Source organism: Paraburkholderia sp., assembly GCF_035948235.1.
Classification (GTDB): Bacteria; Pseudomonadota; Gammaproteobacteria; order Burkholderiales; family Burkholderiaceae; genus Paraburkholderia.
Genome location: NZ_DASZJJ010000005.1, coordinates 1 through 17,923, shown reverse-complemented (window position 1 = coordinate 17,923; position 17,923 = coordinate 1). Strand labels below are relative to the sequence as shown.

At 62.6% G+C, this 17,923-nt stretch carries 15 protein-coding genes and 1 pseudogene; 5 read left to right on the top strand and 11 right to left on the bottom strand.

Annotated elements, in window-relative coordinates; translation table 11 throughout:
• The 4 genes and pseudogenes from VG320_RS00230 to VG320_RS00215 form a co-directional block, all read right to left on the bottom strand.
• A pseudogene (locus VG320_RS00230) lies at positions 1 to 339 on the bottom strand (exopolysaccharide biosynthesis protein); the annotation flags it as partial.
• Positions 336 to 785: a low molecular weight phosphotyrosine protein phosphatase gene (locus tag VG320_RS00225; protein WP_327198180.1), complete on the bottom strand. Its 450-nt coding sequence runs from the start codon at positions 783 to 785 to the stop codon at positions 336 to 338. The pseudogene VG320_RS00230 and the gene VG320_RS00225, both read right to left, overlap by 4 nt.
• 31 nt (positions 786 to 816) lie before the next feature.
• Positions 817 to 2,253 carry a UDP-glucose/GDP-mannose dehydrogenase family protein gene (locus tag VG320_RS00220; protein WP_327198179.1) on the bottom strand — a complete coding sequence of 479 codons (1,437 nt, stop codon included), beginning with the start codon at positions 2,251 to 2,253 and terminating at the stop codon, positions 817 to 819.
• 137 nt (positions 2,254 to 2,390) lie between these two features.
• The gene (locus VG320_RS00215) at positions 2,391 to 3,770 is read right to left on the bottom strand and encodes an undecaprenyl-phosphate glucose phosphotransferase (protein WP_327198178.1); all 1,380 of its coding nucleotides are present in this window, start codon (positions 3,768 to 3,770) and stop codon (positions 2,391 to 2,393) included.
• 514 nt (positions 3,771 to 4,284) lie between these two features.
• On the opposite strand from VG320_RS00215, the gene VG320_RS00210 reads away from it, so the two are divergent.
• Entirely contained in the window at positions 4,285 to 5,823 is a 1,539-nt protein-coding gene (locus VG320_RS00210) for a mannose-1-phosphate guanylyltransferase/mannose-6-phosphate isomerase (protein ID WP_327198177.1), read from the top strand.
• 198 nt (positions 5,824 to 6,021) lie between these two features.
• On the opposite strand, the gene VG320_RS00205 is transcribed toward VG320_RS00210, so the two are convergent.
• Positions 6,022 to 7,251 carry a transposase gene (locus VG320_RS00205; protein ID WP_327198176.1) on the bottom strand — a complete coding sequence of 410 codons (1,230 nt, stop codon included), beginning with the start codon at positions 7,249 to 7,251 and terminating at the stop codon, positions 6,022 to 6,024.
• A gap of 742 nt (positions 7,252 to 7,993) precedes the next feature.
• Between VG320_RS00205 and VG320_RS00200 the strand changes: the two genes are divergently transcribed.
• Positions 7,994 to 8,470, top strand: a complete 477-nt coding sequence (locus tag VG320_RS00200; protein ID WP_414695926.1) for a DUF2501 domain-containing protein — start codon at positions 7,994 to 7,996, stop codon at positions 8,468 to 8,470.
• Positions 8,471 to 8,577: 107 nt separating this feature from the next.
• On the top strand, positions 8,578 to 9,093 hold the full coding sequence (locus VG320_RS00195; RefSeq protein ID WP_327198175.1) for a hypothetical protein: 516 nt from the start codon (positions 8,578 to 8,580) through the stop codon (positions 9,091 to 9,093).
• Between the two features lie 39 nt (positions 9,094 to 9,132).
• On the opposite strand, the gene VG320_RS00190 is transcribed toward VG320_RS00195, so the two are convergent.
• Positions 9,133 to 9,744 carry a DUF4337 domain-containing protein gene (locus tag VG320_RS00190; protein WP_327198174.1) on the bottom strand — a complete coding sequence of 204 codons (612 nt, stop codon included), beginning with the start codon at positions 9,742 to 9,744 and terminating at the stop codon, positions 9,133 to 9,135.
• Between the two features lie 340 nt (positions 9,745 to 10,084).
• Here VG320_RS00190 and VG320_RS00185 point away from each other — a divergent pair, with 340 nt between their 5' ends.
• On the top strand, positions 10,085 to 10,723 hold the full coding sequence (locus VG320_RS00185; protein ID WP_327198173.1) for a helix-turn-helix transcriptional regulator: 639 nt from the start codon (positions 10,085 to 10,087) through the stop codon (positions 10,721 to 10,723).
• A gap of 106 nt (positions 10,724 to 10,829) precedes the next feature.
• On the opposite strand, the gene VG320_RS00180 is transcribed toward VG320_RS00185, so the two are convergent.
• From VG320_RS00180 to VG320_RS00160, 5 genes are all read right to left on the bottom strand, one after another.
• Positions 10,830 to 11,531, bottom strand: coding sequence for an ABC transporter ATP-binding protein (locus VG320_RS00180; RefSeq protein ID WP_327198172.1), 702 nt, complete (start codon positions 11,529 to 11,531; stop codon positions 10,830 to 10,832).
• Positions 11,531 to 12,301 (bottom strand): high-affinity branched-chain amino acid ABC transporter ATP-binding protein LivG, encoded by a 771-nt coding sequence (livG, locus tag VG320_RS00175; RefSeq protein WP_327198171.1) that lies wholly within the window; start codon positions 12,299 to 12,301, stop codon positions 11,531 to 11,533. Before livG ends, VG320_RS00180 begins: the two co-directional genes overlap by 1 nt.
• On the bottom strand, positions 12,298 to 13,572 hold the full coding sequence (locus VG320_RS00170; RefSeq protein ID WP_327198170.1) for a high-affinity branched-chain amino acid ABC transporter permease LivM: 1,275 nt from the start codon (positions 13,570 to 13,572) through the stop codon (positions 12,298 to 12,300). Before VG320_RS00170 ends, livG begins: the two co-directional genes overlap by 4 nt.
• Before the next feature lie 7 nt (positions 13,573 to 13,579).
• Positions 13,580 to 14,506, bottom strand: a complete 927-nt coding sequence (gene livH / locus VG320_RS00165; protein WP_327198169.1) for a high-affinity branched-chain amino acid ABC transporter permease LivH — start codon at positions 14,504 to 14,506, stop codon at positions 13,580 to 13,582.
• A gap of 136 nt (positions 14,507 to 14,642) precedes the next feature.
• The gene (locus VG320_RS00160; protein WP_327198168.1) at positions 14,643 to 15,770 is read right to left on the bottom strand and encodes a branched-chain amino acid ABC transporter substrate-binding protein; all 1,128 of its coding nucleotides are present in this window, start codon (positions 15,768 to 15,770) and stop codon (positions 14,643 to 14,645) included.
• 1,042 nt (positions 15,771 to 16,812) lie between these two features.
• On the opposite strand from VG320_RS00160, the gene VG320_RS00155 reads away from it, so the two are divergent.
• Entirely contained in the window at positions 16,813 to 17,802 is a 990-nt protein-coding gene (locus tag VG320_RS00155; protein WP_327198167.1) for an ABC transporter substrate-binding protein, read from the top strand.
• The last annotated feature ends 121 nt before the right edge of the window (positions 17,803 to 17,923 follow it).

Here is a 17,923-nt window from a genome sequence, read left to right as displayed (position 1 = left end):
GTTGCCGCCCGTCGAGAACGTCGAGCCTTGCGGCGTGGACAGTTCCGGGTGGTCGTACACCGTCACGCCCAGGATGTCCTGTGGCGCGAGGTGGTACGTGTAGTCGGTCGGCGACGCGTACTTCGACGGCGGCAGTTCCTTCTTCTGATCCACCTCGGCCTGCTGCGCCTGTTGCATGACGAGCTGCGAGTCGATCAGATGCACGTCGTACTGCTTCTGCGGCTGATTGCTCGGCTGCTCCTTGAGGCTGGAAGTATCGAGGTAGTTGCCGGGCGCGGTCGCGCACGCGGAAACGAAAGCACTCAGCGCCAGCGCGCTCATCAGATTGAGTTTACTCATTGGCATATTCGGCTCAGCCATCCCTTTACCAGACGATCCATCAACTCGAGACTGTCGCGATACGTGGCTTCATCGAGGCCATGCGGATCGGCGACATCCGAGTTCTCCCAATTGCCGAGCGCGAACACCTTGCCGCGCGCGGTCGGTTCGATCTGCTCGACCGCGTGCACCTGATGGCGCTCCGTGACCAGCACGAGGTCGGCCTGACGCACAAGGCGGCTCGTGAGGCGGCGCGAGCGGTGCTCGCCCACCTCTACGCCGCGCTCGGCGAGCAGGCGCTGCATCACCGGGTCCATGTCCGCACCTTCCCGCGCACGCAGACCCGCCGAATGAAACGCGCCTGCGTGCTCGGCCGCACGCTCACGAAGACACGCGCGAAACAGCTGTTCCGCCGCGGGCGAGCGGCAGACATTCGCGTGGCAGACGATCAATACGTCGTTGAACATGGACTCATGACTCCTCGTTTCGACTGCGCAATTACGCGCTCACCGGCGATTGCCCGGCGTGGGTCGATTGCGTTGCCGCTTCGGCGCGCGCGCGGCTTGCCTGGGTGGCGCTCGCGCGGCCCACGGCGTGATATTCGATACCGAGTTCCTGCAGCGACAGCGGCTCGTAGAGATTGCGGCCATCGAACACGATCGGCGTCTTCAGTTGCGTCTTGAGCGTTTCGAAATCCGGTGCTTTGAACACCTTCCATTCGGTCGCGACCACCAGCGCGTCAGCGCCGTTCGCGGCGTCCATCGCGTCGCTCACGTAGACGAGGCGTTCGAGCTGCTCGGGCGTCTTTTGCAGATCCATCTCCAGCACGCGCTGCGCTTCCTTGACCGCAACCGGGTCGTAGGCCTGCACGCGCGCGCCGCGCGCCAGCAGTTCGGCGATCAACGTGCGGCTGGGCGCTTCGCGCATGTCGTCGGTATTCGGCTTGAACGCGAGGCCCCAGAGGCCGAAGGTTCGACCCGTAAGATCGGAGCCAAAGCGCGTGACGATCTTCTGCGCCAGCACCTGCTTCTGCGTTTCGTTCACCGCTTCTACGGCGCGCAGGATCTGCAGCGGTTCGCCGAAATCCTCAGCAGTACGCATCAGTGCCTTGACGTCCTTCGGGAAGCACGAGCCGCCGTAACCGCAGCCCGCGTAAAGAAAGTCATAGCCGATGCGCGGATCGGAGCCGATACCGCGGCGCACAGCTTCAATGTCTGCGCCCACGCGGTCGGCCAGATTCGCCAGTTCGTTCATGAACGAAATGCGCGTGGCAAGCATGGCGTTGGCGGCGTACTTGGTGAATTCCGCCGAATGCACGTCCATATAGAGCGTGCGTTCGTGATTGCGGTTGAACGGCGCGTACAGACGCTTCATCAGTTCGCGGGCGCGCTCGCCCGGCACGTCTTCGTCGCAGCCCAGCACGATACGGTCGGGCCGTGCGAAGTCGTCCACGGCGGCGCCTTCCTTGAGGAATTCCGGATTCGACACCACCGAGAACATATGGCTCTCACCGCGCTTGCGCAGTTCGGAGGCGATCGCGTCGCGCACCAGCGCCGCCGTGCCGACCGGCACCGTCGATTTATCGACGATGACCTTGAAGCCGTTCATCAGGCGGCCGATGTTGCGTGCGGCGGTGAGCACGTACTGGAGGTCGGCGGAACCGTCCTCGTCGGGCGGCGTGCCCACCGCGATGAACTGCACGTCGCCGTGCGCGACGGCGGCTTCCACGTCGGTCGAGAACGTCAGACGGCGCGCGCGCACGTTGCGTTCGATGATTTCCTTCAGGCCCGGCTCGTGAATCGGCACGATGCCCTGATTGAGCAGGTCGATCTTGCGCTGGTCCACGTCGAGACAGAACACGTCGTTGCCGATGTCGGCCAGACACGCGCCCGTCACGAGACCCACATAACCGCTGCCAATGATCGTCAGATTCATGCCCACCTCAAATGTGATTGCCTGTTGATGTCCACCAGGGTCGCGGCCACTTGCGCACGTCGCGCGCCTGGTATGCTCAATGTGAATTCGATGCGTATTTGTTGCGTATTCTGCTAATTATTTCGTCATGCTGACGATCAATACGCGTTCTGACCGGCGAATCCCTTCCACATGGTCATCGCGACGATGCGCAGATCGAGCGCGAAACTCCAGTGCTGCATGTAATGCAGGTCAAAACGTACACGGTCGCGCATCTTTTCCACGCGATCGGTTTCGCCGCGAAAACCGTTGACCTGCGCCCAGCCGGTAATGCCCGGCTTGATGCGATAGCGCGCCATGTAGCCGCGCACGAGGTCCTTGTAAATGTCGTCGTGCGCCAGCGCATGCGGACGCGGCCCCACCACCGACATCTCGCCCTTGAGCACGTTGATGAATTGCGGCAGTTCGTCCAGACTCGTGCGGCGCAGGAAAGCGCCCACACGCGTCACGCGCGGATCGTTGCGGCGCGCCTGCGTGACCTGGCCCGCGACTTCCGCGTGGACCTTCATCGAGCGGAACTTGTAGATTTCGAACTCGTTGCCGTCCAGACCCTTGCGACGCTGCTTGAAGAACACCGGGCCCCTCGACGTCATCTTGACGGCAAGCCCGACCAGAGCGAACAGCGGCGCCAGCGCGACCAGCACGGCGCCTGCAAACAGGATGTCGAACACACGCTTGGGCAACACGCTCAGATCGGTCACCGGCGAAGCCGCGAGATTGATCGCCGGCACGCCCAGCAGATCGACCACCGGCTGACTGAAGAACGACAGGCTGCGCACATCGGGAATAAAGCGGATGTTCACGAAATCGTTGCGCATCGCCATGACGATGCGATGAATCGTGCGCTCTTTGGTGATCGGCAGCGCAAGCCAGAGTTCGCGCACGTCGTGCTCGCGCACGAATTCGAGCATGGCCTGCAGGTTGCGCTCGACCGGCACGCCATCCAGGCGCGCATCGCCATCGGCGTCGCTATCCTCGTCGTACACCAGCGCGGGATGAAAGCCCGCTTCCGGACGGCTCTTCATCTGTTCGACCAGAAAGCGCGCATAGCGGGGACCGCCCACCACAGCGACGGCCTTCTGGTTGTAGCCCTCGCGGCGCAGGCTGCGCAGCACCATGTGCACGAGCGCCTTGGAGACGATCAGGAAGGCCACCGACGCCACCACCCAGTACGCGAGCCAGATACGCGAGAGCGCATCGGCCCGGTGCACGCTGAAGCTCAGCAGAATGCCCGTGCATTCCACCGCGATCCATGCGGCGCACACACGCGCCGCCAGCACATAAAGCGACTTGCCGCGCCACGACTGGTAGATGCCGAAGGCGGGAAACATCCAGATCGCCAGCACGCAGTTGAAGGCGAGCGCCACGCTCTCCGGATCGGTGAGCGTGGCGAACCGTCCGTGGTGCAGAGCGGCCGCAAGCAGCGCGCCGGCGGCGATGGCGGCAACATCGATAATCCTGGCTAGAACGCTCAGCATGTCCGGCACCTCGGTTGAAAAAAATGAAATACAGCCACGCGTTTTGCATCATGGCCGCCGCTACGGGAATCAGGGGACTGCAAGGGAACGACAAAGGAACTGAGCCGAAATCGATCCGGCGCTGCTAAATCGCATCCGAATAAACCCTAATAAAGCGCTATAAAAATTCCGCGCGCAAGGCCAAAAAGTATCTCCAAATGTTTCGTTGCTAACGACCTGTTTTTTGTCTGATTTTTTCGGCAACGATTGCCGGAAACGCCATCCAGCAAGGCTTTGATCGCGCCGAGAGCGCGGCAAAAATTGCCGGATCGCGCGGGATACAGGTTGAATTATTTTTTTGCATTCCGGTCATACCCGACATTTTTCTTTTTATTTTTATTCCGGATCATTCATAACGAATCGGCATTTTTTAATTTAATCCGAATATTTTCCGTTTTCTTCTTTACGACTCTTTTTATTGCGATTTTAAGCATGCTACAAATCGCAGAACCGAAACCCCTTTCAGGAGAGCGAGATGACGGATACGGGTTCCGCAACGGCCTCGGCACGCGCGGCTCAACAGGCGCAACAAGCTGAATCGCGCGGCGATGCGCACAACGCGTTGCAGGTTTGCCCCGTGGTGCTGGCCGGCGGCGCGGGTTCGCGGCTGTGGCCGCTGTCGCGCGAGCAATACCCGAAGCAGATGATCAACCTGGTCGGTGAGCGTTCGCTGCTCGCGGATACGGCGGGCCGGCTCGACGCCCTCGCCGAACGCGTGACGCTCGCCGACAAGCTCATGATCGTGTGCAACGAGGAACACCGCTTCACTACCGCCGATCAGGTGCGCGCAGCGGGCAAGGAAGCCCGTCTGATTCTCGAACCGCTCGCGCGCGATACGGCGCCGGCGCTAACGATCGCGGCTTTATCGGTAACGTCTACGCAGCAGGACGGCATCATGGTGGTGATGCCCGCAGATCACGCGCTCGCGGATCTCGCCGCGTTCCAGGCTGCGGTGGCCGATGGCGTGCGCCACGCGGCCAACGGTCAGATCGTAACGATGGGCATCGTGCCCACGCGGCCGGAAACGGGCTACGGCTATATCCATGTGGGCGAGCCGCTGGCGACGCAGGAGCCCGATGGCGCGCGACGCCTCAACGGCTTTGTCGAAAAGCCTTATATCGAGCTGGCGCAACAGTACGTCGCCTCGCAGCGCTACTGGTGGAACAGCGGCATCTTCATCGTGCGCGCCTCTACGTGGCTCAAGGCGATTCGTCACTTTCAGCCCGCGATATTCGAGGCCTGCACGGCGGCGGTCGAGCACGGCAAGGCCGATGGCGACTTCTTCCGCGTGGACCCCGAGTGCTTCGCGCGCTCGCCGTCCAACTCGATCGACTATGCGGTGATGGAGCCACTGTCGGGCGATACGTCGGTGGCCAGCGGCGTGGTGGTGCCGCTCGCGGCGGGTTGGACCGATCTCGGTTCGTGGGACACGGTCTGGCAGGTGGCATCGAAAGATGAGGCCGGCAACGTGGCTCAGGGCGAAGTCATGTTCGAAGGTGCCAGCGATACCTTCGCGCACTCGGACGGCCGTTTGATCGCGTGTCTGGGCACCGAGAACCTGGTGGTGGTCGAAACCGCCGACGCGGTGCTGGTGGCCGACCGTTCGCGCGCACAGGACGTGAAGAAGATCGTCCAGCGCCTGAAATCCCAGAAGCGCAGCGAAGCAGTCGCGCATCGTCTCGTGCATCGGCCCTGGGGTCATTACGACAGCGTCGATAGCGGCGAACGCTTCCAGGTCAAACGCATCGTGGTCGAACCCGGTGCGCGCCTGTCGTTGCAGATGCACCATCATCGCGCGGAACACTGGGTCGTCGTGCGCGGCACGGCGCTCGTCACGCGCGGCGAGGAACGCTTTATCGTTTCGGAGAACGAATCGGCCTATATCCCGCTAGGCGTGGCGCACCGGCTGGAAAATCCGGGCAAGATGCCGCTCGAAATCATCGAGGTGCAGTCGGGCTCGTATCTCGGCGAAGACGATATCGTGCGTCTGGACGATCAGTACGGCCGGCAGTAATGGAAATACGCTCGGGCCCGCAAGGGCTCGAGCGTGAGAAGGCAATGGACGGAGACACCTTGGCGCGCACCGCAGCGGGAATGGTTGAAACCCCATTGCGGCGTGGCTGGGCAAAAAAAGATGGAACGGGAAAAACGTTCGACGAACAGCGGGACTAAGCGGGTGAAAGCAGCGGCCAGTGATGAAACAGGCCGCCGCCTAGCTCAGATGCGTCCTGTAGCGCGAAGCAAGCGGATGCTGATTGCTGCCGGTGGCGGACGACCCGTCGCGGGTGTCGCCAGGCGTGCGCAGCGCGCTGCTGGTATAGCGTTGCAGCGGTGCGTGACGCACGCCATTGGCAACAACGTGCGAGCCGGAAGTTGCCAGAGCCGTCGCCAGACCCGGCGAGGTGACCGGCATGGCGCGCGTGACCACGCCGGCGCTATTGGCATGCTTGCCGCCCTGCGCGCGAGCGAGGGAAACAGCGGGGCCGCTGCCGTCACCGGCGTCATCCATATCGCCACCATCGACACCGCCACCGGGCGTGTGCGGGCCTTCGCGATCGATCCACTCACGCGCCCAGTCGAACGCATAGTGGCGCGCCGCATCGGCGTCTTCGAACGCCGGGCCGATCAGACCGGTGCGCTCGACGCGCTTGCCATCCTTGAGGATTTCCGCCGCCGCGCGATACATGCCGCGATGCATGCGGCTGCGCGCCGTTTCCACGCTCAAATGGATCACATAGCCGCGCCATTCGGCGATCTGCTCGCTTTGCTGGGCGAGGTCGGCGACCTCGAAGTGTTCCTCGGGCACGACCGTGCGCACAACTGCGGGCGCCGCGGTGGGCGCCTTCACGCGCGCGGCGCTCGCGCTGGCGTCGGCCTGCGGTGGGACCATGGGCGACGCCGGCCCTCCCTTCGCGGCGGGCGTGCGATGCTGGGCCTGCGCCAGCACCTCGTCCAGACGGGCGAGCTGACGCGTCATGCTCTCGATCGGATTCGCGGCCGCACTGGCGGCCAGCGACGAGGGCGCCTGCCAGGCTTCCGGGCTCTTCCAGTAGACGGCGGGCAAACCATCGTCTTCGACCGCTTCCTCGACCACCACGGCCACGGCAGGCGAAGTCTGCGGGCTCGCCACAGCCTGCGCCTGAGCGGGCTCGGGCACATAGACAAAGCTGCGCCCGCGCTGCGTGAGCAACTGGACCAGTTCGAGCAGCGTCCCGCTGACGTGCCATTCCTCGAAACGGCGGCGGCAGGTCGGTCCGGACGGATAACGTGCGGGCAGGCGCGACCAGGACTCGCCAGTCGTCAAGATCCACAGCACGGCGTTCGCCACGACGCGCGGCTCTGCGCGCGGGCGACCGCGGCGATTGAGCCGTATAGGCGGTTCATCGGATACGAGCGAGGACACTACCATCCACTCGTCGTCGCTCAGTTCTTCGAAATTCATGCTGTTCTCCACGCAGCCGGACCGGGGCTGCAGTGACGGAGCTCGCTCGCGGATCTTGCTGTCCGCGTGGGCATGCTCGGTTGCACCATATGTTTATATGACTTGTTCGTTTGCGTCACCGACTGCACTCTGGCAGTGCGTGTGTTCACGGTATTGACGCAAAGAACGTGGTCTCACTCGTGCAAGGGAGAATTTGTGCAGGAAGCATACCACCTGAAACCAGCCAATGAGGAGGGCCGTAATAAGTGTTACGGTTAGAAACAAAGTCACGTCTTGCGTGGCGTGAAATATGCCCGATCGCGCTTGCAAAACGGTGCGCGAGCCCTCTTCGAATTGCCAGAAAAGCCCTTGTAGCAAGGCTTTTTCGTGAAACGTATGCGTCCTGCAAGACATCTGTTGCGCAGCTATAGCATCGTATCGGCTTGTTAATGCGAGTTACTTTTCGCATCGCGTGTCCGACCCTGGCTTACGCGCCTGCTGCCTGAATACCTTTATTACGCCATTTCGATTTCAATTGCATTGCTTCAGCAATGTGCATCAATCTGGTCACGGTCATTTTACTGCTTTCTCAGTGCTTTTTCCGGATACTCAGTTGTGCACACAACAAATGACACCGCGATGAATTGCATTCAATAAGCCCTTTGCACGCATGGTTTCATGCCACTCGCATGGGCACGCAGCCCAGGCCGCATGACGATTCCGTCTATAGTACGAAGGCCATGGCCTTCAAGGAGAATCGTGTATGCAAACATCCACATCGCGCGGCAAGCGCGCGTTGATCGCCGCTGCCGCCACCGCTGCGATGGCCGCCGGCCTGCTGGCGCCCTGGCATTGCGCACAGGCACAGCTCGGCAACCTGCTCAACCAGAGCGGCAGCAGCGGCTCGACTTCGGGCGCGCTGGGCAATCTGGGCGGGCTTGGCGGCCTCACCGGCTCGTCAGTCACCTCGAACAGCATGGGCAACGTCACGGGCCTGCTGCAGTACTGCATCAAGAACAATTACCTGAATGCGGACACCGCCGGCAACGTGAAAGATTCGCTGCTCAGCAAGTTGCCCGGCGGCGCTTCCACCACCGATAGCGGCTACGAGAAAGGCAACAGCGGCATTCTCACCGCCGGCAATGGCCAGCAACTGGACCTTTCCGGCAGCGGACTCAAGCAGGCCGCTACCAAACAGGTCTGCGACAAGATTCTGAGCCAGGCCAAGTCGATGCTGTAAATGCTGTTTCGATTGCTGCAATCCCACTTGCAAGGACGGGCGGCGCGGCGCAGAAGTGCGCAATTTGTATGCCGCCCCCTTGAACAGGACAGGGGTTTCGGTGTCGAATGGATTCCAGTGGAACTCAAGCGGTATCCATTACTGCCACCGTCACTGCCATGAAACAGCGTCGAGTCCCCGTGGTGCCTTGTCTGTCGGCCTTCGCCGCCCTGGCGACGCTGCTGGTTTTTTGCACGCCGCTTGGCGCGCAACCCCAGCAGATGCAAGACAAACGCTTCGACTGCACGTCGAATCCGCATGAATTTATTTCGACATTGATTGAAGAAAAGTCCATCGACCCGAAGCCAAGCCGGGTCGAGGCGAATTCGGTCAATGCCTTCCGGCCCGCGCAGGGCAGCCGCATGAGCGCGTTCGGCTTTCCGATCTATGTCGTGCTCGGCTATGCGCGCGACGACGACCTGTTCCGGCGTGGCGCGGGTAAAGAGATCAAGTCGCCGCTCTATGGCGTCGTGGTGTCCGCGCCCGCAGATTCGGTGCGCACCCGCGTGAGCGAGGCGAACAGCGACGCCACGGTCAAATCCGTGGTGCCGCTGCTGCTGACCGCCATCGTGTGCGGCGGGTAGAGGCTGTTCGCGAGGCTGTTGGGGAGGTTGCTGACGCGATCAGCCCGCGAAGAACGCGAGCGCGCCCATCACCACGCCCGCGACGCCAACGCCCACCGACGTGCGCAGCAGCCACTTGCGGCGCGTCAGCAAGGTAATTGCCGTCAGGGCAATCGAAATCTGGATCAGCGTGGTGGCCTGCGCCCAGCGATGGTGGCCGTGCAGCAGATGTTCGGCGTACTCGTCGTCGGCTTGCACCTGCTTTTCCAGCGCCTCGGCCTTCGCGCGGATCGGGTCCTTCTGCTGGCGATACTTGTCGGCGTCGGCGGCAAAATGCCGCTGGGCTTCGGCGGCATTCGGCGCGAGCGCGGCGAGCGACGCGCCCAGTTCGGCGAGATTCTGCTTTTCGCCCTTGGCCTGGTAATACGCCCATTGATTCGCGGCTTCGGTCTTGTGAATCGCCGCCTCGTTCTTGTAATAGAGCGCGAGGTTTTCACTGTTGCCGCTCTGATACGAGAGGATCGCGCCGATCGACGCCAGGATCGCCGTCATCACCGCCATACGGCCCGGAAAGGGGTCCCGCTCGGCTTCGGCACCGTGCCCGCCATGGCCGGCCGCCGCATGTTCGACCGCGTGATCGTGCGGCCCGTGCACTTCATACTCTTCAGACATCCAACGACTCTCCGGTCTAACGCATTGTTCTCTGCGCGGCGCTGCCTGTACCTCCTGGAGCTTGCCGCGCCCCTTGCGGGACGAACCATTATCGTGAGCGCGGCCCAGTTGTCCAGTCCCCGTCCATTCCGTCACAAGAAGAAAGAGAAACGCATCAAATCGAAACCAGATTGAAAGTTTTATCGTCTATTTATTGAAGGATGCGTTTCGCGTGCTGCGGCGCATGGTGCGTGCCGACCGTTTGCTAACCTGCCTCACGCGTTTTATCCTGCGCTTTTTTGCTGCGCGGCCACACCTTCCCCACGCTCGCCCTCTGCCCTCGCAGGCGGCTTCCCCAATCGTGCTCCCTGAGCCACCCGATCCGCTGATTGCGCTTGGTGCGCTCGATGCCTTCGACGCGCTGGATGGACTCGCGCAGGCGGTACTGATCGTCGATAGCGCCGCGCAAGTGGTCTTTGCCAATCGCGCCGCCGCCACGCTGCTGACGCAGCCGCAGGGATTGCGCGAGAGTCCGCGCGGCTTGCAAACGCCTTCGCCGGAAGCCACGCAGCGGCTCCATGCCGCGATCGCCGGCGCGGCAGGCGGTGGCCTGGCCGCACACACTCGCACCGGCAACGCGATGCTGGTCGAGCGGCCCACACCCCGCACGCCGCTGCAGGTGCTCATCTCGCCGCTTGGCGCGCGGCGCGGACTCGCGATGCTGATGGTGATCGACCCGCAGGCCGCGCCGCGCGGTATCGAGCAGCGCCTGATCGCGCTCTACGCGCTCACGCCCGCCGAAGCGCGCGTCGCCTGCGAAATCGGCAACGGCGGCAATCCACGGGCGATTGCCGCATCCTTGCGGATTCTGCCCTCCACCGTGCGCACCCATCTGCATCACGTCTTCGCCAAAACCGCCACGCGCGGCCAGGCCGACCTGATGCGGCTCGTCGCCCAGCTCGCGCAACTGACGCACGGCTTTACCGGCAACGGCGATTGAATTGCCGCCAGAAATAGATTCGGCCCGCGCAATCGCCCTTTGTTTAAAGGGAAACTGCGCGGGCCGTTCGAGAGCACCGTCAAGCTAACAGTGTGTTATCCGCCTGTTAACCACCCAGATAGGCGCGCTTGATGTCGTCGTTGGCGAGCAGATTGTCGGCGCTATCGGCCAGCACCACGCGCCCGGTTTCGAGCACGTAGCCGCGATCGGCCACATGCAGCGCCTTGTTCGCGTTCTGCTCGACGAGGAACACCGTCACGCCCTCTTCGCGGATCGTGCGGATGATGTCGAAGATCTGCGCGATCACGAGCGGCGCGAGGCCGAGCGTCGGTTCGTCGAGCAGCAGCAAGCGCGGCTTGCTCATCAGCGCCCGGCCGATGGCCAGCATCTGCTGCTCGCCGCCCGACATGGTGCCCGCACGCTGTTTCGCACGCTGATTCAGGCGCGGAAACAGCTTGAAGACGTGCTCGATACCCGCATCGATCTCGTGCTGCGAGGCAAAAAAGCCGCCCATCTGCAGGTTTTCGAGCACGGTCAGGCTCGGGAACACACGGCGGCCTTCCGGCGAAATCGCCATGCCCAGGCGCATGATTTCATGCGTGGGCATGCGCGTGATGTCCCGTCCTTCAAACGTCACATGACCCGACGATGCACGCGGCGTGCCGCACACGGTCATCATCAGCGTGGTCTTGCCGGCGCCGTTGCTGCCGATCAGCGTGACGATCTCGCCCTTGTTCACTTCGATCGACACGCCCGCCAGCGCTTCCACCGCGCCGTAATGGGTATGGACCTTGTCCAGCTTCAGCATCAGTCCTCTCCGAGATAGGCTTTGATCACGCGCGGGTCGTTGCGCACTTCTTCCGGCTTGCCGATCATGATCGGTTTGCCGTGTTCCATCACGAGGATGCGATCCGATACGCCCATCACCAGACTCATGTCGTGTTCGATCAGGAGTACGGAGATTCCGAACTCGTTGCGCAGTCCATCGACCATGTGCTGCAGTTCGATCTTTTCTTGCGGATTCAGACCGGCGGCCGGTTCGTCGAGCATCAGCAGGCGCGGGTCCGTGATCATGCAGCGCGCGATTTCAAGCCGACGCTGATGGCCGTACGACAGCGTGCCCGCTTCGCGGTTCGCCACCTCCTTCAGACCCACGCGTTCGAGCCAGTACGCGGCGCGTTCGAGCGCGGCGCGTTCGGCGCGGCGGTACGAAGGCGTCGCGAACAGGCCGCTGAGCATGTTGCGGTTGACCTTGAGATGCTGCGCCACCATGAGGTTTTCGAGCACCGTCAACTGCCTGAACAAACGGATATTCTGGAACGTGCGCACGAGGCCGCGACGCGCGACCTCATGGCTCGGCCGGCCGTTGATCGCGTGACCGTCGAGCACGATATCGCCCGCCGTGGGCTTATAGAAGCCGCCCACGCAGTTGAACACCGTGGTCTTGCCCGCGCCGTTCGGCCCGATGATTGCGAAGACCTCGTTCGGGCGCACGTCGAATTCGATGCCGTCCACGGCCAGCAGACCGCCGAAACGCATCTGCAGACCCGCCACTTTCAACAACGCTTGTGCACTCATTGCGGCAACTCCACATGCGGACGGCTTGCGGGCAACAGGCCCTGCGGACGCCACATCATCATCAGCACCATCACCAGACCGAAAATCAGCATGCGGTATTCCGCAAAGCCGCGCGCGACTTCCGGCAAGGCGGTCAACAGGATCGCGGCCAGCACGACGCCCAGTTGCGAGCCCATGCCGCCCAGCACCACCACGGCCAGAATCAGCGCCGATTCGATGAAAGTGAACGACTCGGGCGTGACGAGCCCTTGACGCGCCGCGAAGAACGCACCGGCCAGACCCGCGAACGAAGCGCCCAGCGTGAACGCCGAGAGCTTGATGCGCGTGGGGTTCAAACCGAGCGAGCGGCAGGCGATTTCGTCTTCGCGCAGCGCTTCCCATGCGCGGCCCATCGGCATACGCAGCAGGCGGCTGGTGACAAACAGCGTGAACGCGACCAGCACCAGCGCGAGCAGGTACAGGAAGATGATCATGTGTTCGCCGCTGTACTCGATGCCAATCAGCTCGTTGAAGGTCTTGGCGCCTTCCACGCTGGCGTGACGCGCAAGCTCGTAACCGAACACGGTAGGCTTGGGAATGCCCGAGATGCCGTCCGGGCCGCCCGTGATGCTCGTGAGGTTATTGAGCAGCAGACGGATGATTTCGCCGAAGCCGAGCGTGACGATCGCCAGATAGTCGCCGCGCAGACGCAGCACCGGAAAGCCCAGCACGAAGCCGAACGCCGCTGCGGCCAGCGCCGCGAGCGGCAGGCACTCCCAGAACGTGAAGCCGAAGTACTGGTTGAGCAGCGCATACGTATAGCCGCCCACCGCGTAAAAGCCCACATAACCCAGGTCGAGCAGGCCCGCGAAACCCACCACGATATTCAGGCCAAGGCCCAGAATCACGTAGATGAGCGCGAGCGTCGCGACGTCGATGGTGCCGCGCGAGCTGATGAACGGGAACACCGCGCCAAAGGCGAGCAGCACCCAGATCGCGACGCGTTGCTGACGCGCGCCCATTGCCGGCGCTTTCGGCAATTTCACGCCACTCGTTGCGCGCACAAACATCGGCTTGACGAGCTGGAACACGAACACCACGGCAGCGGCGATCCACACCGGATGCCAGTGTTGCTGCAGCACGACCTGATAGCCGTCCAGCGTGAGCTGGAGACCCAGGATCGGCGCCGTGAGGATGATGGTCGCAAAGGCGGCGACGAACGCGCCCTTCAGCGTCTGCGACGAAGACGGGCCGCTATGGCTGGCCGCGCGAACCGAAACAGTTTGGCTCATATCGACCTCACACCTTTTCGACGTCCGGCTTGCCGAGCAGGCCGGTGGGACGGAACAGCAGCACCAGCACGAGCAGGCCGAACGCCACGACGTCCTTGTACTCGGACGGCATGTACGCCGAGGCGAACGTTTCGGCCAGACCCAGCAGCACGCCGCCGAGCATCGCGCCGGGAATGCTGCCGATGCCGCCCAGCACCGCCGCCGTGAACGCCTTGATACCCGCGATAAAGCCGATATACGGATTGAGCTTGCCGATCGTCAGACCGATCAGCACGCCGCCCACCGCCGCCAGCATCGCGCCGAGCACGAACGTAAACGAGATCACGCGGTTCGTATCGATGCCAAGCAGGTTGGCCATCTTCATGTCTTCCGCGCAGGCGCGGCACGCGCGACCCATGCGCGAACGCGAAATGAACAGCGTGAGCGCGATCATCAGCACGACCGTGGTGCCCACGATCAGCATGCGCGCGTACGGAATCGTCACTTCGAAGTTGCCGCCCATGTTGAAGTCGAGCGCGCCGGAAATCAGCATCGGCACGGAGACATCACGCGCGCCCTGCCCGATCTGCACGTAGTTCTGCAGAAAAATGGACATGCCGATCGCGGAGATCAGCGGCACGAGACGCGGCCCGCCGCGCAGCGGCCGATACGCCACGCGCTCGACCGCAAAACCGTACAGCCCGGTGACCACCACCGAGACGATAAGCGCCGCGCCCAGCACGAGCGGCAGCGGATAACCCGCCGTGGTGCCGATGGCCGTGAGCGTGACGAGGCCCACATAGGCGCCGATCATATAGATCTCGCCGTGAGCGAAGTTGATCATGCCGATGATGCCGTAGACCATCGTGTAGCCGATGGCGATCAGCGCATAGATCGCACCCAGCGTGAGCCCGTTTACGAGCTGCTGGGTGAACTGCGGAAGAAAATCATTCATGCCTTAAGCCCCGCGGCGTATGTGCCGGTAAGAGAGCCTTTTTTGAAACCGTGTCGATATTTCTCTTGCGAGCGGCCGCTATAAAAACGCCCCGCTATCCAAAGCCGGAAGCGGGGCGAACGGCCGCACGCCGGGATCAGTTCACGGCGGTCTTGGTCGCGTCTTTGTGCCACGTGTACACGACGAAGCGGAACGACTTCAGGTCGCCCTGTGCGTCGTACTGCACGTTGCCGATCGGCGTGTTGAACGCGTTCTTGTGCAGGTAAGCGGCAACCTTGGTCGGGTCGGTGCTCTTCGCGCCTGCGATGCCGTCGGCGATCACTTCGACCGCGGCGTAAGCCGGCATCTGGAACGGGCCGTTCGGGTCGCGCTTCGCATCGGCGAACGCCTTCACGAGCTTCGCGTTGGCCGGATCGGCGGCGAAGTCGGCGGGCAGCGTGACGAGCATGCCTTCCGAGGCCGGGCCGGCGATCGCCGTCACGTCCTTGTTGCCCACGCCTTCCGGTCCCATGAAGGTGGCCTTGACGCCCTGTTCACGCGACTGGCGCATCAGCAGGCCCATTTCCGGGTGGTAGCCGCCGAAGTAGACGAAGTCCACGCCTTGCGACTTGAGCTTGGTGACGATTGCCGAGTAGTCCGAATCACCTGCGTTGATGCCTTCGAACACGACCACCTGGATGTGCGCCTTGTCGAGCGCAGCCTTCACCGACGTGGCGATGCCCTGGCCGTACGACTGCTTGTCGTGCAGGATCGCGACCTTCTTCGGCTTGACCTTGTTGATGATGTAGGCGGCAGCAGCCGGGCCTTGCTGGTCGTCGCGGCCGATGGTGCGGAAGATGAACTGGCGCTTCTTGCCTTCGGTCAGTTGCGGCGCGGTTGCCGACGGCGTGACCATCACGACGCCTTCGTTTTCGTAGATGTCGGAAGCCGGAATCGTCGAGCCCGAGCAGACGTGGCCGACCACGAACTGGATGTGCTGCGAGACGATCTTGTTGGCGACGGCGACGGCCTGCTTCGGCTCGCACGAGTCGTCCATCAGCACGGCTTCGAGCTTGTTGCCGTTCACGCCGCCAGCGGCGTTGATCTGGTCGATTGCGGTCAGGGCGCCAGCCTTGACCATGTCGCCGTACTGGGCGACCGGGCCGCTGAACGGACCGGCGATGGCGATCTTGACGGTGTCGGCGTGAGCGGCTGCACCAAAAGCGAGCAGCGCGGCGGCGACGGAGAAAGAGGTAAGGCGGTTACGGCGGAACAGCGACGTCATCAGGAGCTCCTCGATTGTTTTCGGGTCAACCGGTCAGACGGATGACCTGCGCAAACGAACAGCACCCCGAGGACGAACCTAGGGGGACGACAACGACGGGCCAGAGAAATTGAAGACGTGACGGGGCCCGGCGTTTATCACCCGCGTTGTAGCGGTTGAGTTCGGAGAGAACGCGCGGTTACGCGTCCTCTGTTGCGCAAGCATTCCGCCTGCCCCGTTCACTGCATTTCGTACCGGAGGGTGGTCCGGACTCAATCAGCGACCGGCGGATGCTATCAATAAAATCCCCCACTCGCAACCAAGGGTTTTTTCCGATACCTGCCAAGGGTATTGATCGACGTCAATTGATTGAAAATGGCGCAAAGAGCTTGAAAACATTTGGAAAATCGCCCGGCGTGAGGCGGCAAAACGAGGCTACTCCGTCAAGACGACCGACTGGCGCGGCCTGCAGGAAATCAATTTCCGATCCGAAACAAATCACGCTGTCGATTCCGATTGGAAAATCATCGGGAAGCCTGATCGAATGCGCTTATCTGGTTCGAAATTTATTATCAATATTCGAAAATTTCCCGAATAAATCATGCGCATTGACTGGTGAAAACCCTAAATGCAAACCGCGCCAACTCATTGATTCACATAACAAAAATTACATTTCATTTTCACCAACAGAGGACTCGAGGCGCCTTCACGCCGGATAATCGCACCGCCTCGACACGGCGCATTATTTCCGATCGGAAATTGAGAAAACTTTCGGCACCCTACGGATTTTCCCCGAAAATCCCGTTCGCGCTTTTTTGATCGACGGTGACAAGCCGTCGCATCCTCGCCGCACTCTCCCGGGGCGAGACACTGATCGGTAAAACTCGGTGGTATGCTCGCTGCCTCGCCGCCGGTTTATGCACCATTGCGGCGCATGGCGTAAGGGGCACGCAAGGTCAAGACGTGCGCGCCGTGCGTAAAGTCGGGTGCAGCCTTCGGCGGCGCTGCCGCGCAAGCGGACCACACCCGTCCAGAACCGAACATTCGGGGGAGATCAAACAGAATGAAGACCCTTAAGCTCGCCGCCAAGGCCGCCACCCTTACCCTGATCGCCAGCGCTGCGGCACTCACGCTTGCCAGCGGCGCCGCGCACGCAGCCGACACCGCCACCGTTGAAGTCCTGTCGATCGTCGAACACCCCGCCCTCGACGCGATCCGCGACGGCGTGCGTGACGAGCTGAAGGCCGCCGGCTACGACGCGGGCAAGAACCTCAAATGGGAATACCAGAGCGCCCAGGGCAACACCGGCACCGCCGCGCAGATCGCTCGCAAGTTCGTCGGCGACAATCCCAGCGCGATCGTCGCGATCGCCACGCCTTCGGCGCAGGCCGTGGTGGCCGCAACGAAGTCGGTGCCCGTGGTGTACTCGGGCGTGACCGATCCGGTCGCCGCGCAGCTCGTGAAGACCTGGTCGCCTAGCGGTACCAACGTCACCGGCGTCTCGGACAAGCTGCCGCTCGACAAGCAGGTCGCGCTCATCAAGCGTGTGGTGCCGAACGCGAAGACCGTCGGCATGGTCTACAACCCGGGCGAGGCCAACTCGGTCGTGGTCGTCAAGGCGCTCAAGGAACTGCTCGCGCAACAGGGCATGACGCTCAAGGAAGCCGCTGCACCGCGCACGGTGGACATCGGCCCGGCAGCGAAAAGCCTGATCGGCAAGGTCGACGTGATCTACACCAACACCGACAACAACGTTGTTTCGGCGTACGAAGCACTCGTGAAGGTGGCCGACGACGCGAAGATTCCGCTCGTCGCCTCGGATACGGACAGCGTGAAACGCGGCGCCATCGCGGCGCTGGGGATCGACTACGGCGATCTCGGCCATCAGACGGGCAAGGTCGTAGTGCGCATCCTCAAGGGCGAAAAGCCCGGCGCGATCGCATCGGAAACCAGCAGCAAGCTGCAACTGTTTGTCAATCCGGCTGCCGCACAGAAGCAGGGCGTGACGCTTTCCGCCGATCTGCTCAAGGATGCGACTTCGGTCGTCAAGTAAGACGCCTGACATCAGCGCCTGAAGGCGCAAAAGCCGCAGCAAAGCACCGGCCTTCATCGGGCCTCGCGCACGCGTGCGCCGCGCCACCTCACCCGGGCGGCGCGGCGCACGCGGCGACCTA